The 19,723-nt window shown below is 67.3% G+C and carries 19 protein-coding genes; 11 read left to right on the plus strand and 8 right to left on the minus strand.

Annotation, left to right across the window (positions count from 1 at the left end; translation table 11 throughout):
• Positions 1 to 3: 3 nt before the first annotated feature.
• Genes P6281_RS03015 through P6281_RS03030 form a run of 4 tightly spaced genes read right to left on the minus strand, consistent with a single transcriptional unit; the run spans position 4 to position 4,053 of the window.
• The gene (locus tag P6281_RS03015) at positions 4 to 1,359 is read right to left on the minus strand and encodes a cytochrome P450 (RefSeq protein WP_008263815.1); all 1,356 of its coding nucleotides are present in this window, start codon (positions 1,357 to 1,359) and stop codon (positions 4 to 6) included.
• A complete protein-coding gene (locus tag P6281_RS03020) occupies positions 1,356 to 2,183 on the minus strand; it encodes an SDR family oxidoreductase (protein ID WP_008263818.1) in 828 nt (275 codons plus the stop codon). Before P6281_RS03020 ends, P6281_RS03015 begins: the two co-directional genes overlap by 4 nt.
• Positions 2,184 to 3,410 carry a cytochrome P450 gene (locus tag P6281_RS03025; RefSeq protein WP_008263820.1) on the minus strand — a complete coding sequence of 409 codons (1,227 nt, stop codon included), beginning with the start codon at positions 3,408 to 3,410 and terminating at the stop codon, positions 2,184 to 2,186.
• Between the two features lie 16 nt (positions 3,411 to 3,426).
• Complete coding sequence (locus P6281_RS03030; protein WP_008263821.1) at positions 3,427 to 4,053, minus strand: TetR/AcrR family transcriptional regulator; 627 nt, start codon at positions 4,051 to 4,053, stop codon at positions 3,427 to 3,429.
• Positions 4,054 to 4,263: 210 nt separating this feature from the next.
• Between P6281_RS03030 and P6281_RS03035 the strand changes: the two genes are divergently transcribed.
• The 6 genes from P6281_RS03035 (at position 4,264) to purD (ending at position 10,004) form a co-directional block, all read left to right on the plus strand.
• A complete protein-coding gene (locus P6281_RS03035; protein WP_008263822.1) occupies positions 4,264 to 5,733 on the plus strand; it encodes an aldehyde dehydrogenase in 1,470 nt (489 codons plus the stop codon).
• Positions 5,734 to 5,747: 14 nt separating this feature from the next.
• The gene (locus P6281_RS03040) at positions 5,748 to 6,497 is read left to right on the plus strand and encodes an SDR family oxidoreductase (protein WP_008263823.1); all 750 of its coding nucleotides are present in this window, start codon (positions 5,748 to 5,750) and stop codon (positions 6,495 to 6,497) included.
• A gap of 150 nt (positions 6,498 to 6,647) precedes the next feature.
• A complete protein-coding gene (locus P6281_RS03045) occupies positions 6,648 to 7,505 on the plus strand; it encodes an NAD(P)-dependent oxidoreductase (protein WP_008263825.1) in 858 nt (285 codons plus the stop codon).
• Positions 7,505 to 7,939: a carboxymuconolactone decarboxylase family protein gene (locus P6281_RS03050; protein ID WP_008263827.1), complete on the plus strand. Its 435-nt coding sequence runs from the start codon at positions 7,505 to 7,507 to the stop codon at positions 7,937 to 7,939. Before P6281_RS03045 ends, P6281_RS03050 begins: the two co-directional genes overlap by 1 nt.
• 161 nt (positions 7,940 to 8,100) lie before the next feature.
• On the plus strand, positions 8,101 to 8,679 hold the full coding sequence (locus P6281_RS03055) for an XRE family transcriptional regulator (protein WP_241767554.1): 579 nt from the start codon (positions 8,101 to 8,103) through the stop codon (positions 8,677 to 8,679).
• 56 nt (positions 8,680 to 8,735) lie between these two features.
• The gene (purD, locus tag P6281_RS03060) at positions 8,736 to 10,004 is read left to right on the plus strand and encodes a phosphoribosylamine--glycine ligase (protein WP_095662537.1); all 1,269 of its coding nucleotides are present in this window, start codon (positions 8,736 to 8,738) and stop codon (positions 10,002 to 10,004) included.
• Between the two features lie 6 nt (positions 10,005 to 10,010).
• Here purD and P6281_RS03065 read toward each other — a convergent pair whose 3' ends face one another.
• Complete coding sequence (locus tag P6281_RS03065) at positions 10,011 to 11,594, minus strand: gamma-glutamyltransferase family protein (RefSeq protein WP_095662538.1); 1,584 nt, start codon at positions 11,592 to 11,594, stop codon at positions 10,011 to 10,013.
• An 82-nt stretch (positions 11,595 to 11,676) separates the two neighbouring features.
• Complete coding sequence (locus P6281_RS03070; protein WP_014383791.1) at positions 11,677 to 12,588, minus strand: alpha/beta hydrolase-fold protein; 912 nt, start codon at positions 12,586 to 12,588, stop codon at positions 11,677 to 11,679.
• Between the two features lie 73 nt (positions 12,589 to 12,661).
• Between P6281_RS03070 and P6281_RS03075 the strand changes: the two genes are divergently transcribed.
• A complete protein-coding gene (locus tag P6281_RS03075) occupies positions 12,662 to 13,279 on the plus strand; it encodes a TetR/AcrR family transcriptional regulator (RefSeq protein WP_008263833.1) in 618 nt (205 codons plus the stop codon).
• On the opposite strand, the gene P6281_RS03080 is transcribed toward P6281_RS03075, so the two are convergent.
• Positions 13,258 to 14,007 (minus strand): DUF429 domain-containing protein, encoded by a 750-nt coding sequence (locus tag P6281_RS03080; protein ID WP_095662539.1) that lies wholly within the window; start codon positions 14,005 to 14,007, stop codon positions 13,258 to 13,260. The two genes, P6281_RS03075 and P6281_RS03080, sit on opposite strands and share 22 nt — an antisense overlap.
• A gap of 114 nt (positions 14,008 to 14,121) precedes the next feature.
• Here P6281_RS03080 and P6281_RS03085 point away from each other — a divergent pair, with 114 nt between their 5' ends.
• The 4 genes from P6281_RS03085 (at position 14,122) to P6281_RS03100 (ending at position 19,110) form a co-directional block, all read left to right on the plus strand.
• Positions 14,122 to 15,315, plus strand: coding sequence for an IS30 family transposase (locus P6281_RS03085; protein WP_369751691.1), 1,194 nt, complete (start codon positions 14,122 to 14,124; stop codon positions 15,313 to 15,315).
• 113 nt (positions 15,316 to 15,428) lie between these two features.
• Positions 15,429 to 16,847: an adenylosuccinate lyase gene (purB, locus tag P6281_RS03090; protein WP_014710898.1), complete on the plus strand. Its 1,419-nt coding sequence runs from the start codon at positions 15,429 to 15,431 to the stop codon at positions 16,845 to 16,847.
• Positions 16,844 to 18,091 carry a cytochrome P450 gene (locus P6281_RS03095; protein ID WP_042910632.1) on the plus strand — a complete coding sequence of 416 codons (1,248 nt, stop codon included), beginning with the start codon at positions 16,844 to 16,846 and terminating at the stop codon, positions 18,089 to 18,091. Before purB ends, P6281_RS03095 begins: the two co-directional genes overlap by 4 nt.
• Positions 18,088 to 19,110: a tellurite resistance/C4-dicarboxylate transporter family protein gene (locus P6281_RS03100; protein ID WP_008263842.1), complete on the plus strand. Its 1,023-nt coding sequence runs from the start codon at positions 18,088 to 18,090 to the stop codon at positions 19,108 to 19,110. The genes P6281_RS03095 and P6281_RS03100 overlap by 4 nt, the downstream gene beginning before the upstream one ends.
• On the opposite strand, the gene P6281_RS03105 is transcribed toward P6281_RS03100, so the two are convergent.
• Positions 19,075 to 19,695: a hypothetical protein gene (locus tag P6281_RS03105; RefSeq protein ID WP_095662540.1), complete on the minus strand. Its 621-nt coding sequence runs from the start codon at positions 19,693 to 19,695 to the stop codon at positions 19,075 to 19,077. The two genes, P6281_RS03100 and P6281_RS03105, sit on opposite strands and share 36 nt — an antisense overlap.
• Positions 19,696 to 19,723 lie beyond the last annotated feature (28 nt).

Below are 19,723 nucleotides of genomic sequence, written 5' to 3' on the forward strand. Positions count from 1 at the left end.
TCCTTACGCCTTGCGCTTGCGGTAGCGGACCTTGGCCGGCCGGGCGAGCTGCACGACCATCTTCGAGTGATCGTTGTGATAGCTCTCCGCCGGTTGCGCCATCTCGAAGTCGTACTCGCGCAACAGGACCGAGAAGATCGCCTTGATCTGCATCTGGGCGAACGCTGCGCCGACGCAGCGGTGCCGGCCCGCACCGAACGGGATCCAGGTCCACCGGTTGACGATGTCGGCCTGCTCGGGCTTGTTGTAGCGGTCCGGTTTGAACGCATCCGGGTCGGGAAAGTCCTCGGGAATCCGGTTGGAGATCGCCGGAGAAGCCGCGACGTAGTCGCCGTTGTGAATCGGGAAGCCCTCGACCTCGAACTCGCCCTGGGCCACCCGCATCAGAATGATGAGCGGTGGGTGCAGCCGCAGCGTCTCCTTGACCACGTTGTCCAGCTTCGGAATCGAGCGCAGCGCATGGAAACTCACCTCCTGGCCGTCGGCGTAGAGCTCCTCGAGCTCGGCCAGCACCTCGGCGTACACCTCGGGATGGCGGATCAACTCGATCAGGGTCCACGCCGAGGTCCCCGAACTGGTGTGGTGCCCGGCGAACATGAGCGAGATGAACATCCCGGTGACCTCGTCGGCGGAGAACCGCGGATTGCCATCCTCGTCGTTGATCGACACGAGCACGTCGAGCATGTCGCGGTCGCTCTTGTCCTTCGGCGGGTTGGCCAGCCGCTCGTTCATGATCTCCTGCACCAGCGCAACGAGTTTGACGCGGGCCTCGTCGCGGCGCCGGAAACTGTCGATCGGCAGGTACGGATCGACGTAGCACAACGGGTCGGTGCCGCGTTCCAGCTCGTGGTAGTACTCCGCGAACCGGTGGTCGAGCTGGTTACGGAATTTCACGCCGATCAGACACGCCGTCGAGGTGTAGATCGTCAGCTCGGAGAAGAAGTCGAGCAGCTCGATCTCGCCCTCGTCGCCCCAGTCGGCGATCATCCCCTTCACTTGAGCCTCGATGGTGGCGGCGTGGCCCTTCATCTGCTCCCCGCGCAGCGCCGAGTTGTGCAGCATTTCCTTGCGCCGCTCCGGGCTTGCGTCGAACACCACGCCCTTGCCGAAGATCGGCGCCATGAACGGGTACGCCGCGGCCTGGTCGAGGTCCTCGTCGGCGGACCGGAAGAAGAACTCGTTGGCACCCGCGCCGGAGAGCAGGATGACGTGCTTGTCCACCAGCTGGAACCACCCGACGTCGCCGCACTCGTCGCGGACCCGCTTCATCAAACCGATTGGGTCGGTACGGAATTCCTCGAGGTGGCCGTGCTCTTCTTCGCCACCGGAAACCCGGGGCACGATAGCTGTGCTGGTCATTGTCCTGGCATCCCCTCTTCGCCGAGTGCGAGCTTCTGGCGATCTTTGTTATTGGCCAGCGGGGCTTCGGGCTGAAGCTCCATGTTGGCAACGAAGCCGCCGCGCGGCGTCTCGGCGACGAACGTGATGGCGCGTGCCAAATCCGCTGCGCGCAAGAAGTAGTCGTGACGGGCCTGGCCCCACTTGGCCCAGTCTTCCAGTGCGGGACCGATCTTTTCGGCGGGCAGGCTCCACCCCATCGACGTCTTCGTCGGGCCCGGATGCACGATCGAGGCCCGCACGCCGGTGCCCTCGAGCTCCATCTGAAAGTTGGTGACCATCGCGACCAGGGCGGCCTTGGCGGCGCCGTAGGCGCCCATGTGCGGTCGCTGGCGCAGGGCGACGTCGGAGCCGACGAAGATCAAGTCACCCCGCTGCCGCTCCAGCATGCCGGGCAGCACCGCGGCGGCCAGCCGGTTGGCGCCGACGAGATGGATCTGCAGCTGGGACTCGAATTCGTCGGTGGTGATCTCGGCGAGCTTGCCGAAGTAGGTGTCGCCCGCGCCGGCGACCAGTACCTCGATGTCGCCGAGCGCGTCGACCGACTGGGCCACAAAGGATTTCACCGAATTCGGGTCGGTGACGTCCAGGTGGAACCCGACCGCTTCGCCGCCCTCGGCGTTGATCTTGCCGACAATGTCGTCGAGCTTCTCGACCCGGCGTGCGCCCAGGGCGACCGGGAAGCCGTGCGCCGCGAGTTCGATGGCGGTGGCCTCCCCGATACCGGAGGACGCTCCGGCCACGATGGCGGGCCGGCGTTCGGGCAGGGGCTCAAAGCGGGGCATTCAGCGGACCTCCACGCTCATTGGTAGGTGGGCGAATCCGCGGACATTGCTGGAGTGGACGCGGACGGCGTTGGCCTCGTCCACTTCGTAGCCGCGGATTCGCTTGAACAACTCGGTGAGCGCCACCCGGGCTTCCATCCGCGCCAAATGCGCGCCCAGGCAGAAGTGTGCGCCGCTACCGAAACTCAATAGCTTGGGCCCGATTTCGCGCCCGATCACATAATCGTCGGGCTTGTCGAACACCCGCTCGTCACGATGGCCCGAACCGGGCAACAGCAGCAGGACGTCGCCGTCGGGAATGGTGGTGTCATAAAGGGTGAGCTCACCGGACACGGTGCGGGCCAGTATCTGGCTGGAGGTGTCGTAGCGCAGGGTCTCCTCGACCCACAGCGGCACCCGGGACAGATCGTCGTAGACCGGGGTCAGCTGATCGGGGTTCTTATGACCCCAAAAGGCGGCGTTGGCAAGCAGTTTGGTGGTGGTCTCGTTTCCCGCGATCACCATGAGGAACATGAAGCCGAGCACCTCGTCGTCGGTGAGCCGGTCGCCGTCGATCTCGGCTTCCAGCAGCGCCGACGTCAGATCGCCCGTCAATTGCTCGCGTCGCTCGGCCACCATCTGTTGGTAGTAGACGATGAGGTTGAGGGAGGCCTCGACGGCCTCGGGCGGCACGTCGGTAACTCCCTCGTCGCGGTGCATCACCCCGTCGGCCCAGGCGCGGACCTGGTCTCGGTCCGGCTCGGGCACACCCATCAACTCGGAGATGACGTCCATGGGCAGCTTGCCCGCGAACTCGTCGACATAGTCGACGGTGCCGTTCGCTGAAGACTTAGCCTTGGCCAGCATCGTGTCGAGGTGCTGCGTGGCGATCTCGGTGACCCGGGGTTCGAGTTCGCGAATCCGGCGCGGCGTGAAGCCTTTTGAGACCAGCGTGCGCAGCCGCAGGTGGGCCGGATCGTCCATCGCGAGAAAGCTCATCGTCTTACTTGCGTGCGGGCCGCGCGACGCCGGATCCAGCGACACGCCGTACTTGTTGGACAGCGTGGTGCTGTTGCGGAAACCCTGCAGCACGTCCTGGTGCCGGGACAGCGCCCAGAACTTCAGTTCTTCATTGCGATACAGCGGGGCGTCGTCGCGGAGACGCTTGTAGTACGGGTACGGATCCTCGTGGAAGTCGTAATCGTAGGGATCGAGGACCAGCTCGTGGTCGCCAACGTGGACGGTCATCGCTTAGGTTCCTGCCTTACGTCTCGGGGCTTGTGTCTTTGGCGCCGGTCAGGATCAGCCGCACCACGTAGGCCAGCCGGTCGGCGATCTCGCGGTAGCTGAATTCGCCACTGCCGCCCTGGACCAGCGCGCCGAAAAAGGACATCTCCAGTGCGGACACGGTCGTGGGATCGGCGTTGGGGCCCATCGCGGATGTGATCCTGCGGTGGATCTCCACGCCGATGCGGTCGCGGGCGGCGCGCACCGCGGGGTCCGCCCCGCCGCTGAGCAAGGCCGTCGTGCAGGCGGCGCTGACTTCGGGCTCGTCGGCGACCACCAGGGCCAGATGGCGCAGCACCTGTTCCACCCTGCTGGGCATCGGGTCGTTGACGTCGGTGAAGTAGGGGACCTGCCGCACCAGGTCCAGGTAGACCTCGGCGATCAGGTGATTCTTCGACGAAAAGTAGGTGTAGGCGGTGGCGGGCGCCACCTTGGCGCGGGCCGCCACCGCGCGCACGGTCAGGTCGGCATAGGACTTCTCGCGCAACGTTTCGATGCCGGCGGCCAACACCTTGCGGAAGGTCTCCTCTTGACGCCGATTGCGCGGCGTCTGACCGGTCTGACGGTCGGCGTCGGAGGTGATCGCCAGTGCATCGCTGGACACATGTCCAAGCTAATCGATGTTGTCGGCGCGAAGCAAGTCCGTCCCGGAAACATTGTGGTTAATCTGCGGTTTTGGGGCGAGTATTCGAGTCGAACGGGATCCGCCCTTGCACCGCCGCTGGCCAGGAGACTATGGTTCGATCGGACGATATCGGACAACTGTCCACTAGATTGGCGTGGCGGGTTGGCCGCGCACAGACAGGAGCGGGACATGGCCTTGCTGGCCGACGGCGTGAGCGAACTCTTCATCGACGGCAAGATGTCGGCCGGCAGCGCTGGCACCTTTCCCACGGTCAATCCGGCGACCGAGGAAGTGCTGGGTGTCGCCGCCAACGCCGACGCCGCCGACATGGAACGCGCGATCGATGCCGCGCGGCGCGCCTTCGATGAGACGGACTGGTCGCGCAACACCGAATTGCGGGTGCGCTGCGTCCGGCAACTGCGCGAGGCGATGCAGCAGCACCTCGAAGAGCTGCGCGACCTGACCATCGCCGAAGTCGGGGCGCCGCGAATGCTCACCAGCATCGCCCAGCTCGAAGTCCCGGTCAACGACCTGGCGTTCGCCGCGGACACCGCCGAATCCTACGAATACAACCAGGATCTCGGCGAGGCGTCGCCGATGGGCATCCCCACCAGGCGCACCATCGCGCGCGAGGCCGTCGGCGTCGTCGGCGCCATCACCCCGTGGAACTTTCCCCACCAGATCAACCTCGCCAAGATCGGGCCCGCCCTGGCCGCCGGAAACAGCGTCGTCCTCAAGCCGGCACCCGACACCCCCTGGTGCGCCGCCGTGCTGGGGGAACTCATCGCCGAGCACACCGACTTTCCGCCCGGCGTCATCAACATCGTCACCTCCGACGACCACGGTGTCGGGGCGTTGCTATCGAAAGACCCACGGGTGGACATGATTTCGTTCACCGGGTCGACGGCGACCGGGCGCGCCGTGATGGCCGACGGCGCGGCGACCATCAAGAAGGTCTTCCTCGAGCTGGGCGGCAAGTCGGCATTCATCGTCCTCGACGATGCCGACCTCGGCGGCGCGGTCGGCGTGGCCGCGTTCTCGGTGTGTATGCACGCGGGGCAAGGCTGCGCGATCACCACCCGGCTGGTGGTGCCGCGGGCGAAGTACGACGAGGCCGTCTCCATCGCGGCCGCGACGATGGGCGGCATCAAGGCCGGCGACCCCACCGACCCCGGAACCATCTGCGGGCCAGTGATTTCGGCGCGCCAGCGTGACCGGATACAGGGCTACCTCGACTCGGCGATCGCCGATGGCGGGACGTTCGCCTGCGGAGGCGGCCGGCCGGCCGACCGCGAAGTCGGCTTCTTCATCGAGCCCACGGTGATCGCGGGACTGGGCAACGACGCGCGCTGCGCGCGCGAGGAGATCTTCGGCCCGGTCCTGACGGTGATCCCGCACGACGGCGACGACGACGCCGTCCGCATCGCCAACGACTCGCCATATGGCCTGTCGGGCACCGTGTTCGGCGCTGACCCCGACCGGGCGGCCCGGGTCGCCGCGCGCGTCCGCGCGGGCACGATCAATGTCAACGGCGGCGTGTGGTACTCGGCCGACGCGCCCTTCGGCGGTTACAAGCAGTCCGGAAACGGACGCGAGATGGGCCTGGCCGGTTTCGAGGAGTACCTGGAAATCAAAACCATTGCGACAGCAGTTAATTAGAGGAGCTTGCGAACATGCGATTCGAGAACAAAGTCGGCATCGTCACCGGTTCCGGGGGCGGGATCGGGCAGGCCTATGCCGAGGCGCTGGCCCGCGAGGGGGCCGCGGTGGTGGTCGCCGACATCAACGCCGAGGCGGCCGAGGCGGTCGCCAAGCAGATCGTGGCTGACGGTGGAACCGCGATCAGTATTCCGGTCGACGTGTCCGACCCGGCGTCGGCCAAGGCGATGGCCGATCGCACGCTGGCCGAATTCGGCGGCATCGACTACCTGGTCAACAACGCCGCGATCTTCGGGGGCATGAAGTTGGACTTCTTGCTCACCATCGACCCGGAGTACTACAAGAAGTTCATGAGCGTGAACCTCGACGGGGCGTTGTGGTGCACGCGCGCGGTCTACAAGAAGATGGCCAAGCGCGGTGGCGGGGCGATCGTCAACCAGTCCTCCACCGCGGCATGGCTTTACTCGAACTTCTACGGGTTGGCCAAGGTTGGGATCAACGGACTCACCCAGCAGCTGGCCACCGAACTCGGGGGTCAGAACATCCGGATCAACGCGATCGCGCCGGGCCCCATCGACACCGAGGCCAACCGGACCACCACCCCTCAAGAGATCGTCGCCGACATCGTCAAGGGCCTGCCGCTGTCGCGAATGGGCACGCCGGCGGACCTGGTCGGCATGTGCCTGTTCCTGCTGTCCGACGAGGCGTCGTGGATCACCGGGCAGATCTTCAACGTCGACGGCGGACAGATTTTCCGGTCATAGCCGCCGGCGACGATGCAGAGCGAAGCGATGAGGAGGAGCGGCGCAGATGACACCGCCGGCGACGATGCAGAGCGAAGCGATGAGGAGGAGCGGCGCAGATGACACCGCCGGCGACGATGCAGAGCGTAGCGATGAGGAGGAGCGGCGCAGATGACTGATCAGCTCAAGCTGGGCTATATCGGGCTGGGCAATATGGGCGCCCCGATGGCCACCAAGATGACCGAATGGCCGGGCGGGGTAACGGTTTTCGACATTCGGACCGATGCGATGACCCCACTGGCCGAAAAGGGCGCCCGCCTGGCCGACAGCGTCGCCGACGTCGCCGCCGCCGACATCATCCACATTACCGTGCTCAACGACGCCCAGGTCCGTGAGGTGGTCGGCGAGCTGGCGGCGCACGCCAAGCCCGGGACGGTCATCGCCATCCACTCGACCATCAGCGACACCACGGCCGCCGAACTGGCCCGCGAGCTCAAAGACCGGGGCATCCACATCGTCGACGCCCCGGTCAGCGGCGGCGCCGCTGCCGCCGCGAAGGGCGAGCTGGCCACCATGGTGGGCGCCGACCGCGAGGTGTACGAGCGAATCAAGCCGGCGTTCAAACACTGGGCAGCGGTGGTCATCCACGCCGGTGAGCCGGGTGCGGGCACCCGAATGAAGTTGGCCCGCAACATGTTGACGTTCACCTCGTATGCCGCCGCGTGCGAGGCCATGAAACTCGCCGAGGCGGCCGGGCTGGATCTGCAGGCGCTCGGACGGGTGGTGCGTCATACCGACGCTCTCACCGGTGGCCCGGGGGCGATCATGGTGCGTGAGGACATGAAAGACCTCGAGCCGGACAACTTCCTGTACCAGCCGTTCCTGCACACCCGGGGGCTGGGGGAGAAGGATCTGAGCCTGGCATTGGCTCTCGGCGAGTCGGTGTCGGTCGATCTACCGCTCGCGCAGTTGGCCTACGAGCGATTGGCCGCCGGCCTCGGGGTGCCGCACACGAAGAAAGAGGCGTAATGGACGAGCTGCGCAGCAAGGGTCTCGCGAAGATGAACGAGGTCTACGGCTGGGAGATGCCCAACGTTGAAGGCGACGGGTACTTCGACCTGACCGTCGATCACCTGTTCGGCAGCATCTGGACGCGGCCGGGATTGTCGATGCGCGACAAGCGCATCATGACGCTGACGGCCGTGACCGCGATCGGGAACCGCGACCTGGCCGAGATCCAGATCAACGCCGCGCTCCTCAACGGCGAACTCTCCGAGACCGAACTGAAGGAGATGGCCGTCTTCCTCACCCACTATCTCGGCTTCCCGCTGGGTTCGGCGCTCAACGGCGCGGTCGACGCCGTGGTGGCCAAGCGCAAGAAGGCCGCGGCAAAGGGGGCCGGCGAGGACAAGAAGGGCAACGTCGACGCCGCGCTCAAGATGCACTCGGGCGAAAAGTCGTGACCGCCGGCTGACGCACGTTCGTGCTCCCTGCGCCGGATAGCTGTTCCGGCGCGGGTTTTCGTGAACCCCTCCGAACTCATGGGTGTACAGGGACGGCAACGCAGAATATCCTCGATCGCGGTGTTTGGCGCGTCACCGCTGATTCCCGGTGCGTGGCGCACATGAGCGGGGCCGGTCTGCAGAAGGACCAAAGGGAGCTGAGGAGCAGGATGGCAAAGGAAAACCCGGACGAAGGTGAAGCGCCGATCATCGTCGGCATGGCGGAGGCGGCGATGCACATGTACGTCACCGCCATCACCGCGTTGCCCGATGCTGGCGATGACGAATTTCGGCCCCGGGTCGAGGTAATTCTCGCTGGCTTGCGCAAGCTCCGAAAATCGCTGACCGACGGCGCGGCCCGCAGCAGGCTGACTCCCGGCGTGATCGTTGCGCTCAGCGAAGCTCGTCGGTGTTACGACGACCTGATGGAACGCGCCGCGGCCGCACCCGCGGCCACGCTGGGCCAGCAACTGTACGTGGCCCGGTTGCGCGCCAAACTCTCGGCGAAAGAGGCGGCGAACGGGGTCGGACTGCGCGCGGAGCTGCTGGACCAACTGGAAGCCGGTGAAATGCCAACCGAGGATGAGGCGATCAAAGTCAAAGCGCTGATCGAGGCCCTCGGCCGCGGGGTGCCGGCGACGAACAGCAACTGCGAGCACGGACGATTGCCCATCGAGTCGCTCGACGAATCAGTGGCGTGAAATTTGGTCGGCCGCGGTTCGTGCATCGGCGCGCTCCCCGGCTAGTCTGACGTGTCGTGCGCGTCCTGGTGATCGGTTCCGGTGCCCGTGAGCATGCGCTGCTGCTGGCGCTGCGCAAAGACCCGCAGGTCACGGGGCTGGCCATCGCTCCGGGCAACGCCGGCACCGCCAGGCTGGCCGAGCAGCACGACGTCGATGTCACCTCGACGGAAGATGTCGTCGCCATGGCCCGAGCGGTCCGCGCCGACCTGGTGGTCATCGGTCCCGAGGTGCCGCTGGTCCTCGGGGTGGCCGACGCGCTGCGGTCCGCGGGCATCGTCTGCTTCGGCCCCGGCAAGGACGCCGCCCGCATCGAGGGCTCCAAGGCGTTCGCCAAAGAGGTCATGGCCGCGGCCGGCGTGCGCACCGCGGCCACCGAAATCGTCGACAGCCCCGCACTTTTGGACGCCGCCCTGGACCGCTTCGGCCCGCCGGCCGGCGATGCGGCCTGGGTGGTGAAGGACGACCGCCTGGCCGCCGGCAAGGGCGTGGTGGTGACCGCGGATCGCGGTGCGGCGCGAGCGCACGCCGCCGGGCTGCTCGAAGCCGGCCACCCGGTGCTGCTGGAGTCGTATCTGGACGGTCCCGAGGTGTCGCTGTTCTGCGTCGTCGACGGCGCGACCGTGGTGCCGCTGCTGCCGGCGCAGGACTTCAAGCGCGTCGGCGACGGCGACAACGGACCCAACACCGGCGGCATGGGCGCCTACGCGCCGGTCCCGTGGCTTCCCGACGAGGTCTATCGCGACATCGTCGGCAACATCGTCGAACCCGTTGCGGCCGAGATGGTTGCGCGTGGCTGCCCGTTCAGCGGATTGCTGTATGCCGGGCTCGCGATCACCGCAAACGGGCCAGCGGTGGTCGAATTCAACTGTCGCTTCGGCGATCCCGAGACCCAAGCGGTGCTGGCCCTGCTGGAATCACCACTCGGCCAACTCCTGTACGCGGCGGCCAGCGGCACGTTGGCGGAGTTCGGCGAGCTGCGCTGGCACGACGGTGCCGCGGTGACGGTGGTGCTGGCGGCGGAGAACTATCCCGGGCGTCCTCGGGTGGGCGACGTCATCGTCGGCTCCGAGGCCGACGGGGTGCTGCACGCCGGAACGGCGCGACGCGAGGACGGCGAAATCGTCTCCTCGGGTGGCCGCGTGCTGTCGGTGGTGGGAACCGGCGCCGACCTGTCGGCCGCGCGAAGTCACGCGTATGACGTCATGCGTTCGATTCGACTGCCCGGCAGTCATTTCCGCAGCGACATCGCCCAGCTGGCGGCCGAAGGCCAGATCCGCGTCTAAAAGGCGTTAGAAGGCGGCCGCCTGTCCGTCGCGGCGCGGATCGCTGGCCGCGAAATAGCCGCCGTGGAGTCGCCAGATCGCCTGGCAACTGCCGAATTGGTTGTAGTCGTCGACGGCGACCAGGTCGTGCCCGCGCCGGCGTAATTCGTCGAGTGTCGCAGCCGGGAAACCCTTTTCGCAGCTGACCTGCGTCCCCTCCACCCACCGGAACCGCGGGCCGTCACACGCCGCCTGCGGGTTCTGCCCGTGGTCGGCGATGCGCACCATCACCTGCACATGTCCCTGCGGCTGCATCATTCCGCCCATCACCCCGAAGCTCATCACCGGGGCCCCATCCTTGGACACGAAGGCCGGAATGATGGTGTGGAAGGGGCGCTTGTTCGGGCCCACGACGTTCGGATGGCCGTTCGTCGCAAGGAAATTCGCGCCGCGGTTTTGCAGCGAGATGCCGGTGCCGGGCACCACCACGCCGGAACCGAATCCCATGTAGTTCGACTGGATCATCGACACCATCATCCCCGCGGCGTCGGCCGCGGTCAGGTAGACGGTTCCGCCCGTCGGGGCGCCCGCGGAGGCCGGCTTCGCCCTCGCGCGGTCGATCAGCGCGGCGCGCTGCGCCAGGTAGTCCGTGTCCAACAGGTGTTCGGGCCGCAGCGGCATGTGCTCGATGTCGGCGACATACGCCTGGGCGTCGGCGAACGCGAGCTTCACCGCTTCGATCTGCAGGTGCACGCTGTCGGCGGAATCCGGTGGCAGCGACGCCATGTCGAAGCGCTCCAGGATGCCCAGGGCGATCAGCGCGACGATCCCCTGCCCGTTGGGCGGAATCTCGTGCACGGTGTATCCGCGGTAGCCGCCGTCGACCGTGCCCACCCAGTCGGCGCGGTGAGCCGCGAGGTCGCTGCCCCGCATGACACCGCCGTGGGCCGACGCGTGCGCCTCGAGTTTGGCGGCCAGTGCCCCGCGGTAGAACGCCTCGCCGCGGGTGGTGGCGATCGCCTCGAGTGTGGCCGCGTGATCGGGCAGGCTGAATCGCTCGCCGGGTTTCGGCGCCCGCCCGCCCGGCAGAAACGCCTCGGCGAAACCCGGCTGCCTCTCGAAGAGCGGCACCTGGGCCGCCCACTGCTCGGCCACCGTCGGCGAAACCAGAAAGCCGTTGCGGCCGTAGGAGATCGCGGGCTCGAAGAGCCGCTCGAACGGCAGCTTGCCGAACTTGGCGTGCAGTTCGGTCCACGCCGACACCGCGCCCGGCACGGTCACCGAATTCCACCCGAAGAGGGGAACGGATTGCCCGCCAAAGTATTCCGGAGTCCAGCCCGCCGGGGAGCGGCCCGATGCGTTCAGCCCGTGCAATTGCTTGCCATCCCACACGATGGCAAAGGCGTCCGAGCCGATGCCGTTGGAAACCGGCTCCACGATCGTCAGCGTGATGGCGGTGGCGATGGCCGCGTCGACCGCGCTGCCGCCCTCGGCGAGCATCCGCAGGCCCGCCTGGGCGGCGAGCGGTTGCGATGTGCACACAACGTTTTCCGCCACGACGGGCTTGCGGGGCCAGGCGTAGGGGAGGTTCCAGTCGAACGGTGCGCTCATCTCCGCGAGCGTAACGCCATGGCGATTTCGGACGCGATGCTTCGCCGTGGCGTTACGCCCGCGGGGCGGCGGCGCAGACCCCTCACGCCGTCAGCAGCGGTGCCATCCAGGTCAGCTCGGCGGGCAACTGCGAGCTCCAGAATCCCCCGTCGTGCCCACCGGGCGAGAAGCCACCTGCCGGCGGATTGGGCAGTTGCGCGATGAACTGCTTTGTCGCGCTGTAAAACGGATCGCTGTCGCCGCAATCGATCCGAATGGGGATCGAGGCCAGGGCGGGCATGCCGAACACCGAGTTCGCGGCGAAGTCGTCGGGGCCGTCGAAAGCGCCGGGTGCGGCCGCGCCCGACGACATCCACAGTGCGGGGCTCACCGCGCAGATCGCCGCAGTGCGGCCCGGTCCCAATCGACCGCCCAGCAGCAATGCGCCGTAGCCGCCCATCGACCAACCCAGGAACGCCACCCGTGAGGTGTCCAGATTCTGGTTGCCCAGCATCGGGATGAGCTCGTCGAGCACCATGGCGCCGCTGTCCTCGCCGGAAGACCGTTTGTGCCAATAGCTGCCGCCGCCGTCGACGGCGACCACCGCGAACGGCGGTAGTCCGGCGTCGACGGCCTGCGCCAGACCGTGTTCGACGCCGCCCGCCATCACGGTGGACGCGTCACTGCCCTTGCCGTGCAGCGCGATCACGGGTCGCAGCGGCTTCGTCTGGCCCGGCGGACGCGCGATGGCCCAATTCGTGTTCACACCGCCACGCGCGGCGGAGACGAAGGAACCGGTCACCATGGTGGGCGCGGCCGCCGCCGGGGGAGCCGGATCGCGAGGCGGGCTCGGCGCCAAAGGCACCTGGGTGCCGGCCGTCGACACCGGCGTGGCATGAGATGTGCGTGGCTGTAACAGGATGTCGAGTCCGTACGCGCCGACTGCGCCGAGGGCCGCGCCGGCGCCGAGACCGAGCACGGCGCGGCGGCTCAAGTCGGGCATGCGGGCCATCATGCCATGTTCGTTCGGCGGGCCGTTTGGCCGAAATGGCAATGCAGTACCACTTTGGCTGGCACGATGGCTACTCGTGACTGCAGCGGTTACTCCGAAAGGAGAACGTCGACGGTACGCGCTCATCAGCGCCGCCGCCGAGCTGCTCGCCGAGGGCGGGTTCGAAGCGGTGCGCCATCGGGCGGTCGCCGGGCGGGCCGGATTGCCGTTGGCGTCGACCACCTATTACTTCTCCTCCCTCGACGATCTGATCGCACGCGCGGTCGAGCACATCGCGATGATCGAGGTGGCGCAGCTTCGCTCGCGGGTCACCGCGTTGTCCCGGCGGCGCCGCGGGCCGGAGACCATCGCCGAGGTGTTGGCGGACCTGCTCGTCGGGGACGTGTCGGGCCCGGGACTCACCGAGCAGCTGATCTCGCGCTATGAGCGACACATCGCGTGCACCCGCCTGCCCGCGTTGCAGGAAACCATGCGACGCAGCCTGCGGCAGCGCGCCGAGGCCGTCGCGGAGGCCATCGAGCGCTCGGGCCGCTCCGTGCACATCGAATTGGTGTGCACGCTGATCTGCGCGGTCGACGGGTGTGTGGTGTCGGCCCTGGTCGAGGGCCGGGATCCGCGCGCGGCGGCGCAGGGCGCGGTGGTCGATCTCATCGAGGTGCTCGCCCCCATCGATCAGCGCCCCGTGCAGATCTGACCCGGCAGCGACGGCGTCACGATGCACCCGCTGTCAACGTCGCCGTAGATCGTCATCCCGGCCGGGCGGCGCTGGGCGTACAACGCCACGTAGGCACAGACGACCGCGTCGACCGGATCCTCGGCGCGGCGCAGCTCGCATTTGCGGTGCGCGGCGGCCACGGCCGTCCGCAACGCGACCCAGCCCTCGTGCGCGGCGACGCGCAGCGGGATCGGGGCATGCGCGAGCCGTTCGAGCCCGTCCATCAGTAACAGCAGCTCGGACTTGAGCCGGTCGACGCTACGGCCCGGCTTGGCCTTGTACTTCAGGGTTCGCTCCAACCCGAACAGCGCGACCGTCGCCGCATGCGGGTAGACCTCGACGGCGCGACGGCCGACCGATGACCGAGGATCCAGGTCGAGGCCGAGCGCCGCGGCCAGGCGTCCGCCGCGCGGGCCGTTGGCGAATTCGGGCTTTCCGGTGTTGCAGGGGTGGGCGCCGGCCTCGAACCTGCGGAAGTCGCGGTTGAGCGCGGTCTCGGCCGGACGCTGGCCGGTCGGGTTGTTCACCACCAGAGGCGCGTCGAAGGCGACGACGCAATCACCCCGCACGTAGGGCCGCAACGCGGCCAGGATCTCGTCGTCGTCGCGGGCCGCGCCCACGCTCACCAACTCGCCGTCGGAGTCGACGACGGCGACGCCGGTCGGGTTGCGACCCGCCCAGGCGAGGTCGACACCGGCGAAGTACATCCGCACAGGGTATGACCGCGACGCAACGAGGGTATGGCGGCATCGAATGTAACGCCACGGTGATTTTCGGCCGGCAGATTCATACGGTCAATGCAATTTCCACGTTTGAGGAGGTTGCAGGTGTCAGTTGCTTATCCGCGTTCGATGCGGCGAGAGTTCTTTGATCGGGTGTGTGCAGGGGAATCATTGCGTGAAGCCGGCCGTCAGGTCGGTGTGTCGATCCAGACCGGATGGAGCTGGTGGCATGACGCTGGATCAATGCAATTACGAAGTGGTACGGGCTCTGATACCGGCCTTGCCGAACCAGGTGATCTGACCCGGCCGGGCGCGCGGGGACACCGGCTCAGTTTCGATGAACGCCTGGTGATTATGCGGGGTCTGGACAAGGGCCTCACCCAGGTCGAGATCGCCGACGAGCTCGACCGCGACGCCAGCGTCATCTCCCGTGAGCTCAAACGCAATCGCAATCCCGACGGGGATTACCACGCTGGTCTTGCCCATGCCCGCGCCGCCAAGAAAGCCAAGCGTCCCAAAGCATTCAAACTCCAAGACCGCGCGCTATGCGAGGCCATAGAGGACTGGATGGATCAGGGATGGAGTCCCAAACTGATCGCCGATGTCTTGGCGCGCGATCACCCCGATGACAGGCTGGCACGGGTGAGCCACGAAACCATCTACCAGTGCCTCTACGTCCAAACTCGTGGTCAACTGCGCGCCGACCTGAGTAAGCGTTTGTCGACGAAACGCGCGGCCCGCAAATCCCGGGACCACACCGAACGGCGGGGGAAATTCCACGATGTGTTCACCATCAGCGACCGGCCCGCCGAGGCCGCCGACCGCGCGGTGCCCGGCCACTGGGAAGGTGATCTGATCGTCGGCCCCAACAGCGCCATCGGCACCCTGGTCGAGCGGTCCACCCGCTTTACGATGCTGCTGCATTTGCCCGGCGATCACACCGCCGAGACGGTGGCCGGCGCGATGATCGAAGCGATGCGCCAGTTACCCGAACACCTTCGTCGATCAATCACCTGGGACCGTGGCAGCGAAATGGCCCGCTGGCGCGACATTCACCTGCAACTCAACACCCCGGTCTATTTCTGCAATCCGCACTCGCCCTGGCAACGCGGCACCAACGAAAACACCAACCGCCTCCTGCGCTTCTGGTTCGAAAAGGGCAGCGACCTCAGCGGTTACACCCCAGCAGACCTCAAACGCATCCAAGACACCCTCAACCGACGACCGCGCCCAACCCTTGACCTCGACACCCCCGCCCAACGCCTGGCCGCCCTCCTCGACCAAGCCGCCTAACAAAAATGCATTAGCCACTTGACTTTGAGGCCCGATTTTTCGCCGCCACGTTACGCCCGGTGATGAGAAGACCCGGGCGCGACGACCGTAAGCTGTGTGTTCGTGAGGACCAATTGAGCATTCCGAATGTGCTGGCCACCCGGTACGCCAGCGCCGAGATGGTCGCGATCTGGTCGCCGGAGGCCAAGATCGTCGCGGAGCGGCGGCTGTGGCTCGCGGTGCTGCGCGCGCAGGCGGAGCTGGGCGTCGCGGTGCCCCCACAGGCGATCGCCGACTACGAGCGGGTGCTCGAGGACGTCGACCTGTCGTCGATCGCGGACCGTGAACGGGTCCTGCGCCACGACGTCAAGGCCCGCATCGAGGAATTCAACGCGCTGGCCGGTCACGAGCATGTGCACAAAGGCATGACCAGCCGCGACCTGACCGAGAACGTGGAGCAGCTGCAGATCCGGCGGTCGCTGGAGCTCGTCTTCGCGCACGGGGTTGCGGTCGCGGCGCGGCTCGCCGAGCGGGCCGTCGCCTATCGCGACCTGGTGATGGCCGGACGCAGCCACAATGTCGCCGCCCAGGCCACCACGCTCGGCAAGCGATTCGCCTCGGCGGCCCAAGAGACGCTGATCGCGTTGACCAGGCTGCGCGAGTTGATCGACCGGTATCCGCTGCGCGGCATCAAGGGACCGATGGGCACGTCGCAGGACATGCTCGACCTGCTGGACGGCGACGCGGCCAAGCTCGCCGAACTCGAGCGGCGCATCGCCCAATTCTTGGGTTTCGCAACGGTTTTGACCAGCGTCGGGCAGGTGTATCCGAGATCGCTGGATCACGACGTGATTTCGGCGCTGGTGCAGCTGGGCGCGGGGGCGTCGTCGATGGCGCACACCATTCGGCTGATGGCCGGCCACGAGCTGGTCACCGAGGGATTCGCGCCGGGCCAGGTCGGCTCGTCGGCGATGCCGCACAAGATGAACACCCGCAGCTGCGAACGGGTCAACGGCCTGCAGGTGGTGCTGCGCGGATACGCGTCGATGGCCGCCGAGCTGGCGGGTGCGCAGTGGAACGAGGGCGACGTCTTCTGCTCGGTGGTGCGCCGAGTGGCATTGCCGGACAGCTTTTTTGCCATCGACGGGCAGATCGAGACCTTCCTGACGGTGCTCGACGAGTTCGGCGCCTATCCGGCGGTGATCGCTCGCGAACTGGACCGCTACCTGCCGTTTTTGGCCACCACCAAGGTGTTGATCGCCGCGGTGCGCGCCGGCATGGGCCGCGAGGCGGCGCATCACGTGATCCGCGAACACGCGGTCGCGACGGCGCTGGCCATGCGGGAACGCGGGGCCGAGCCCGATCTGCTGGACCGGCTGGCCGCCGACGACCGGCTGCCGTTGGACCGGGCGGCCCTGGACGCCGCGCTGGCGGACAAGAAGGCCTTCACGGGCGCGGCCGGTGACCAGGTGGACGAGGTGGCGGCCCTGGTGGACGCGCTGGTGAGCCGCTACCCGGACGCCGCGAAGTACGCCCCGGGTGCGATCCTGTGACCCTGGCCGGCGCACTCGCGGAGATCGATTTCACCGATCTCGACAACTTCGCCAACGGATTTCCGCACGACCTGTTCGCCATCCATCGCCGCGAGGCGCCGGTGTACTGGCACCCACCGACCGACAACACCCCGGACAACGAGGGCTTCTGGTCGGTCGCCACCTACGCGGAAACGCTTGAGGTTCTCAAGGATCCGGTGACGTACTCGTCGGTCACCGGGGGCGAACGGCCCTACGGCGGCACGCTGTTACAGGACCTGGCGATCGCCGGGCAGGTGCTCAACATGATGGACGACCCGCGGCATTCGCAAATCCGGCGACTGGTCAGCTCCGGGCTGACGCCGCGCATGATCCGTTTAGTGGAAGACGATCTGCGGGCCAGGGCGCGCCGGCTGCTCGACGCCGTGGTGCCGGGCGAGCCGTTCGACTTCCTGGTCGACATCGCCGCCGAGCTACCGATGCAGATGATCTGCATCCTGCTGGGAGTGCCCGAATCCGAACGGCATTGGCTGTTCGAGGCGATCGAGCCGCAGTTCGATTTCGGGGGTTCGCGCAAAGCGTCGCTCTCGCAGCTGTCGGTGGAAGAGGCCGGATCGCGCATGTATGACTACGGCCGGCAATTGATCGCGTCCAAGCGTGAGAACCCGACCGATGACATGTTGTCGGTCGTGGCGAACGCGATGCTCGACGATTCGGAGGCGTCGGCCCTCTCCGACCTCGAGCTGTATCTGTTCTTCAGCCTGCTGTTCAGCGCCGGCGCGGAGACCACCCGCAACGCGGTCGCGGGCGGGCTGCTGGCGCTGGCCAACCATCCGTCGCAATTACGTTCCCTGCGTGAGGATCTCGGTGCGCTGCCCACCGCCGTGGAGGAGATGGTGCGGTGGACCTCACCCTCGCCGTCGAAGCGGCGCACCGCCACCCGCGACGTCACGCTGGGCGGCCGGCCGATCGAGGCCGGACAGAAAATACAGATCTGGGAGGGTTCGGCGAATCGCGACGCCAGCGTGTTCGACCACGCCGACACATTCGATATCGCCCGGAAACCCAACCCGCACCTGGGATTCGGTCAGGGTGTGCACTACTGCCTGGGCGCCAACCTGGCCCGGCTGGAACTGCGGGTGCTGTTCGAGGAGTTGCTCTCCAGGTTCGGTGCCGTGCAGGTGGTCCGGCCGGTCGAATGGGCCCGCAGCAACCGGCATACCGGCATCCGGCACCTCGTCGTGGAGCTACGCGAAGACCAGTGACGATCCGGTTCGCCGATATCGAGCCCTCACCCGATGTGTTCGCTGCGGTGATGGCAACCGGCATCTTGTCGATCGGTGCGAAAAATCACGGGTACCGGTTGATCAGCGACACGATGGGTGTCATCGCCACCCTGGGTCTGGTCCTCCTGGTTGCCCTCGTCGTCGCGAAGGGTTGCGCCACCGGACACAAGCTGCGCTGGGATCTGACCGATCCCGACGTCACGCTGCGGATGATCACCTTCGTCGCCGCCTGCGCGGTGATCGACACGCGCCTGTCGTCGAATGTGTGGGTGGCGCGGGTGCTCGGTGCCGTCGGGCTGGCGTCGTGGCTGGTGCTGATCCTGCTCAGCGCGCGAAACATGTTGGCGCACCGCTGGTCCGCGCTGCGCGACCGCGCCCACGGCGCCTGGCAGCTGGGCAGCGTCGGAACATCGGGTTTGGCGATCGTGATCGCCCGGGCGGCCCGTCACACCGGTCATCACTGGTGGCTCGCGGTGGCGGTGGCCGCGTGGGTGGCGGCGCTGTGCATCTACGGCCTGATGACCTGGCTGACCCTGTGGCGCGTGGTCAATGAACGACAGGACCGCGACGGCTTCGAACCGGATACCTGGATCCTGATGGGCGGCATGGCGATTGCGACGCTGGCCGGCGACAACATCCACGCCGTGGCCCCCGCCTGGCTGGCCGGCCCGGTGCGCGTGGTCACCATCGTGACCTGGGTGACGGCCACCCTATGGATACCGCCGCTGATCTACTTCGCGCTGCACCGCATCCGGCGGTATCCGAACATGCTGCGGTTTGCCGGCGTGTGGTGGGCGTTCGTGTTCCCGCTGGGCATGTATTCGGCGGCCAGCTTCGCCATGGCGATCGAGATCGGTCAGCGATCGCTGCTCACCGTCTCGCTGGTGTTCTTCTGGGACGCGTTGGCGGCCTGGCTGATTGTGGTCGCCGCGGGCCTGCTCCTGTTGTCGCGGGCGCTGCTGCTAAGCCCCGCGGATCGCGATACCCGCCGAGCGTAATTCAAGCGCGGCCAGGGTCCCGATGGTGACCGGGTCCTCACGGCGCCACCCGCCGACCGGGTCCGCGCTGACGGCCATCAACTTGCGTGGTGGGCGGTTGGTCAACGCGCGCAGCGCGAGCAACTGCGCACCGGCCGGGGTTGCGGCCAACGCGGTCACCGTCAGCTTGCGCCGAAAGAAGCGAACCCGCAGAAACAACCACGGGATCACCGCGACGAGGATCGGGAGCGCGACGACCGCCATCGCCAGCAGCACCGCGAGCCAGCTCGCCGCGGTGTCCAGGTCGTGGCCCGCACCCGCGATGTCCAGCGCGGCCTGGCTGGCGGAGTTGAGCGGCTTGCTGACCGTGTCGCCCACCACCGGGATGTGCTGGGCGCCGTGGCCGGCGGACGCGAGGTTGCCGGCGATGCCGTCCGCGCCGCTCTCGACCTGGCGGCCCGCGTCGGCGATGGTCGCGATGGCGTCGTAAACCGCCAGGCCGACGAGGAGCCACAGCGCCGTCCACACGACGACGGCGAAGTCGCTGAACAGCTGGGCGGCCAGCCGGCCGGGCCTGGTGGAGTAGGGCAGAAACCGCGGTGTCATAGCCCGATCCCAGCACAAGCCGCGTCGT

It is taken from the genome of Mycobacterium sp. 5-140-3-2, assembly GCF_035666375.1.
GTDB lineage: Bacteria > Actinomycetota > Actinomycetes > Mycobacteriales > Mycobacteriaceae > Mycobacterium > Mycobacterium intracellulare.

What these genes read in the sequence shown, in the direction of transcription:
- P6281_RS03015 (WP_008263815.1), bottom strand. Translation starts at nt 1,359, where the DNA reads ATGACCAGCACAGCTATCGTGCCCCGGGTTTCCGGTGGCGAAGAAGAG.
- P6281_RS03020 (WP_008263818.1), bottom strand. Translation starts at nt 2,183, where the DNA reads ATGCCCCGCTTTGAGCCCCTGCCCGAACGCCGGCCCGCCATCGTGGCC.
- P6281_RS03025 (WP_008263820.1), bottom strand. Translation starts at nt 3,410, where the DNA reads ATGACCGTCCACGTTGGCGACCACGAGCTGGTCCTCGATCCCTACGAT.
- P6281_RS03035 (WP_008263822.1), top strand. Translation starts at nt 4,264, where the DNA reads ATGGCCTTGCTGGCCGACGGCGTGAGCGAACTCTTCATCGACGGCAAG.
- P6281_RS03040 (WP_008263823.1), top strand. Translation starts at nt 5,748, where the DNA reads ATGCGATTCGAGAACAAAGTCGGCATCGTCACCGGTTCCGGGGGCGGG.
- P6281_RS03045 (WP_008263825.1), top strand. Translation starts at nt 6,648, where the DNA reads ATGACTGATCAGCTCAAGCTGGGCTATATCGGGCTGGGCAATATGGGC.
- P6281_RS03050 (WP_008263827.1), top strand. Translation starts at nt 7,505, where the DNA reads ATGGACGAGCTGCGCAGCAAGGGTCTCGCGAAGATGAACGAGGTCTAC.
- P6281_RS03055 (WP_241767554.1), top strand. Translation starts at nt 8,101, where the DNA reads ATGAGCGGGGCCGGTCTGCAGAAGGACCAAAGGGAGCTGAGGAGCAGG.
- P6281_RS03065 (WP_095662538.1), bottom strand. Translation starts at nt 11,594, where the DNA reads ATGAGCGCACCGTTCGACTGGAACCTCCCCTACGCCTGGCCCCGCAAG.
- P6281_RS03070 (WP_014383791.1), bottom strand. Translation starts at nt 12,588, where the DNA reads ATGATGGCCCGCATGCCCGACTTGAGCCGCCGCGCCGTGCTCGGTCTC.
- P6281_RS03080 (WP_095662539.1), bottom strand. Translation starts at nt 14,007, where the DNA reads ATGTACTTCGCCGGTGTCGACCTCGCCTGGGCGGGTCGCAACCCGACC.
- P6281_RS03105 (WP_095662540.1), bottom strand. Translation starts at nt 19,695, where the DNA reads ATGACACCGCGGTTTCTGCCCTACTCCACCAGGCCCGGCCGGCTGGCC.